This window comes from Peptoniphilus sp., from assembly GCF_034090345.1.
Taxonomy (GTDB): domain Bacteria; phylum Bacillota; class Clostridia; order Tissierellales; family Peptoniphilaceae; genus Peptoniphilus.
The window spans coordinates 1-4440 of record NZ_JAXDSS010000120.1; the positions used below are offsets into that span (position 1 = coordinate 1).

The window sequence follows — 4440 nt, forward strand, 5'->3', positions numbered from 1 at the left end:
ATGTGATCCAACAGTAGGATTTATGGAAACTATAAATATGCAGTTTAAAAATAATCCTATAATCTTATCTAAATACTTCAACAGACCATTGGGAGTTATAGAAAAAGGAGCATATGCTGATTTAATCACATTAAAATATGACCCATTAACTCCATTAAATGAAAATTCTTGGTATGGACATTCGCTATTTGGATTTAACGGTGGAATAGTACAAGATAATATGATTAATGGTAAGTTCGTAATGAAGGACAGAGAAATACTAAATGTAGACACTGCTGAAGTTATGGCAAAATCAAGAGAAAGAGCCGCTAAAATTTGGCCACAAATGTAATCTAAATAAAAATAGCTGTGAGGTTTACTCACGGCTATTTTTTTGAAAGATATAGATAAAAATAGAAGCGCAAATTAAAAAATATATTAGTTAGCATATAAAGGCTAAACAAAATAAAAATTTTAAATTAAAATAGGAAATCTAAAGTAGTTAATAGATTTCCTATTTGTTTATAAATTTTATAGAGTTGTAAAAATTATTTGTTTGATAATTCTAAAACTTTTTTAACTGCTTCATCTTGTTGCATAGCTTCCATAAATCTTGCAACATTAGGATATTCACTCCATGGCTTAGGTGTTTTAACAGACCAACGAGCCATTACAAATGCGTATGCATCGAGTACAGTACGTTTATTTTGATAGATATGGTTGGTATCTCCAATCAAATTATCAAGGTATGTCATAACACGGTCTATTCTTGCAAATGAAGCTTCACGAGCTGCTTCAATACTTTTTTCGTCAGTGAGTGTAGTATATCTTTGTGGGCTGAATAAAGGCCAATAAGCAGGGTGGAAATCTCCTGTTAAGAAAGAAATGGTTTCGCTAAATTCAAAATGATTTACAATTCCTTCGTTGCTACCTAAATTCCTTTCAGGATATCTTTCAGCGATATATTGTAGAATAGCTCCAGCTTGAGTCATCATACGAGCTTCGCCTATATCAACAGCAGGCACAGTTGCCAAGGGATTGATCTTTTTATATTCTTCGGATGCATAATCTACTTTCTCAACTTCATAATCAGCGCCGGACCATTCAAGTACTATCCAACAAGCTAAAGAGCAAGTTCCGGGTGCATAATATAATTTCATAAATAAACCTCCCTAAATATTTCTTTTTAATTTCTACCCATAAATAAAATTAACTACGCAAAGTTGAATTGTAGAAATCGATATGGCTGTAAAATAAAGCTATATTATGATAATATTTAGTTAATACATAAAAGCAAAATGAGTTTAAAATATAGTTGAAATTTTAAGGTGACTTTATGAAGAAAAATAGTGATGTATATATTTTGATACTAATATCAGTATCAATAATATTCTATTTAAAATTGGGCAATCCCATTAATTTTTATAGAAGTAAAAATGTTGTAAATGATTACATTTCTAACAAATATAGTTCTGATATGTATATAGCAAAGACTTATTATAATGGCTCTGGGAAATATACTATGGCAGTGCAATCAAAGCATAGAGAAGAATTTTATTTTTTAGTCGATATAAGTGATGGAAAAATAACAGCTGATAATTATGATGAAAAAATTTCGGGTAAATAATTAATCTATCAGAAAATAAAATCTTAATGAGAATAAAATTATTTTGTATATTTATTGGCAAGATAATATAGGGGGAATAAATTATGGAAAAAATTTTAATAGTATGCTATCCGAAATGTAGCACTTGTAAGAAAGCTGAAAAGTTTTTAAAAGAAAAAGATATAGAATACTCTTATAGAGATATAAAGGAAGAAAATCCAACGTTAGAAGAGTTAAAGAACTGGCACGAAATGAGTGGACTTCCGCTTAAAAAGTTTTTTAATACATCAGGACAGCTATACCGCTCAATGGAATTAAAAGACAAATTAAAAAATATGACAGATGAAGAACAATACAAATTGCTATCTACTGATGGTATGTTAGTAAAAAGACCTATTTTAATAAAAGGTTCTAAAGTATTAGTTGGATTTAAAGTAGATGAGTGGGAAGAAATATAATTAAATCTTAAAGGGCGTTTAGAAATGAGCGCCCTTAAATTAAATAAATTTAATTAGGAGATAGGTATGATAGAGTGGAATTCTTGGAAATTTAGGACAATTGTAGTACTTATCATAGGTGTTGCATTTATAAAGTTTAATCAGATAGTGGACATGGGAAATAGAAAAATTGTTGAAGAGTATCTTCATGAAAAGTATACAGATAAGACTTTGTATATAAAAGATGAAGCAACTTATAGAAAAGGTGGAATGTATTTTATAGAATCCAAGGAAAATAAGGACAATAATTTTATAGTGATTTTAAACGATAAAAAAGTTAAGGATGATACATATAAAAAGGATGTAGAAAGTGGAAAGTCTACTATCTATAGATTAGAGAATGAAGTATCTAAAATATTGGGAAAAGATTTCGAATTTGATATTAACCATACTATACTAGGCGAGAATTTTGGAGGCGTTGGATTTAGAACTGAGGGCAAGAATTTTGTCGCATTGAACGGAGAGACTTTAGAAATTGTAGCGAATAAAGACTATGACATCCGAGATTTATTTGAAAAATATGGGATATTAACGTATAACAAAAAAGTTGATGTCTTAAATAGCAAAGAATTAGCCGATACAATATTGGAATTAAAGGAAAAACTTGCTGAAAAAAATTTGAAATTTAGCAGTGTGAGTGTAACTTTAAACAATGCTAAAAATTATGAAAAAATATCAAAAGAGGAAATAACTAACTGTAGAGTTGAAAATATTTCCTATGATGATATAGATGAAAACTTAGCTGATAAGCTTGAAAAGCTTATGGTGGTAAGTTATTACGAATAAATTTATCTGAAGATTAAAATAGAAAGGAAAGATATATGAAGAAGCTTTTAAAAAACGGAACTATTGTTACTGGAGATAAAGTAGTACAAGCTGATTTACTTATTGAAGATGAAAAAATAGTTGGAATTGGAAACTATGATGAGGCGGATGAAATATATGACGTCAAGGGAATGTATGTAATGCCAGGGGGGATAGATCCTCATACGCACATGGAACTTCAACAATCGCCACTATATAGGTCAGCTGACGATTTCTACACAGGAACTGTTGCTGCGGCAGTTGGTGGGACTACTACAATATTAGACCACATAGCTTTTGGACCTGAAGGAGCAAATTTACACTATTCAATTGACATATATAGAGAACTTGCCAAAAAGTCAGTCGTAGATTATGGATTTCACGGAGTTATTCAACACGTGGACGATGATATTTTAAAAGAATTGGACGAAATTGTAAGAAATGAAGGGATAACTTCTTTTAAAGCTTATTCAACTTATGGATATGCAATGACGGATATAGATTTCTACAGAATTTTAAAACAGATGAAGAGTTCTGGAGGTCTGTTGACAATACATTGTGAGAATGATTTACTTACAAAGTATTTGATTGAAAAAGCAATGGAAGCTGGTCATACAGATGTAAAATATTTTCCGGCGACAAGACCAAATGAAGCAGAGGCAGAATCTGTGGACACTCTTCTAAATTTATCTAAGCTTGTGGATGTGCCTGTATATATTGTGCATACTTCAGCTGGAGAATCTGTGGAGAGAATAAAATTATCAAAAGAGATGGGGCAGGAAGTTTATTCTGAAACTTGTACTCAATATTTAGTGTTGACTGATGATGTGTATTCTAAAGATGGAGCAAAAGAGGGGGTTAAGTACTTAATGCAACCTCCTCTTAGAAAAAAGAAAGACCAAGATATATTGTGGAAAGCATTAAAAGATGGAGATGTAGCTACAGTGGGTACTGATCATTGTCCATTTATCTATGCTACTGAAAAGTCAAAGGGAATTGAAAACTTTACTAACTCACCTGGCGGAGCTCTGGGAGTTGAAGAGAGAATAAAGATATTATTTTCAGAAGGTGTCTTAAAAGATAAATTAGATTTAAATACTTTTGTGGATGTTGTCAGCACAAATTCAGCAAAAATATTTGGTATGTATCCAGAAAAGGGGAGTTTAGAAATTGGAACAGACGCTGATATTATGGTAATAGATCCAAATAAAAATGAAAAGATAAGCGTTGATACGCAACATTCAGTGTGTGATTACAACACTTATGAAGGTTTGGAAGTCAGTTGTGGAATGCATTTAGTATTCTCAAGAGGAACTCTTGTCGCACAAGACGGAGAGTTTAAAGGAACTCGAGGATATGGAAAGTTTATTCATAGAAAAAATAGAAACTTATAATTAAGGCTCTATAATATCTGTTGGGGAGTAAATCTCTAACAGATATTTTTGTATAAAAAATTTGCACTTATATGCATTTAGTCCTAAACTTAAAATAACTAAAACCAAATTTAGGATGTGCATATAAGTGCAAAATAATAATATTATGAATTTGTTTGGT

At 30.9% G+C, this 4440-nt stretch carries 5 protein-coding genes and 1 pseudogene; 5 read left to right on the top strand and 1 reads right to left on the bottom strand.

The features are described from left to right. Positions 1–331, top strand: a pseudogene (locus SOR77_RS08980) (chlorohydrolase); the annotation flags it as partial. A gap of 196 nt (positions 332–527) precedes the next feature. Here SOR77_RS08980 and SOR77_RS08985 read toward each other — a convergent pair. Then, positions 528–1139, bottom strand: coding sequence for a glutathione S-transferase family protein (locus SOR77_RS08985; RefSeq protein ID WP_320636766.1), 612 nt, complete (start codon positions 1137–1139; stop codon positions 528–530). Between the two features lie 176 nt (positions 1140–1315). Between SOR77_RS08985 and SOR77_RS08990 the strand changes: the two genes are divergently transcribed. The 4 genes from SOR77_RS08990 to hydA all read left to right on the top strand — a co-directional run bounded on the left by SOR77_RS08990 (position 1316) and on the right by hydA (position 4280). Next, positions 1316–1606: a hypothetical protein gene (locus SOR77_RS08990; protein ID WP_320636767.1), complete on the top strand. Its 291-nt coding sequence runs from the start codon at positions 1316–1318 to the stop codon at positions 1604–1606. An 83-nt stretch (positions 1607–1689) separates the two neighbouring features. Next, positions 1690–2043 (top strand): arsenate reductase family protein, encoded by a 354-nt coding sequence (locus SOR77_RS08995; protein ID WP_320636768.1) that lies wholly within the window; start codon positions 1690–1692, stop codon positions 2041–2043. 66 nt (positions 2044–2109) lie between these two features. Further along, the gene (locus tag SOR77_RS09000; RefSeq protein ID WP_320636769.1) at positions 2110–2868 is read left to right on the top strand and encodes a hypothetical protein; all 759 of its coding nucleotides are present in this window, start codon (positions 2110–2112) and stop codon (positions 2866–2868) included. 35 nt (positions 2869–2903) lie between these two features. Next, positions 2904–4280 (top strand): dihydropyrimidinase, encoded by a 1377-nt coding sequence (hydA, locus tag SOR77_RS09005; protein ID WP_320636770.1) that lies wholly within the window; start codon positions 2904–2906, stop codon positions 4278–4280. Positions 4281–4440 lie beyond the last annotated feature (160 nt).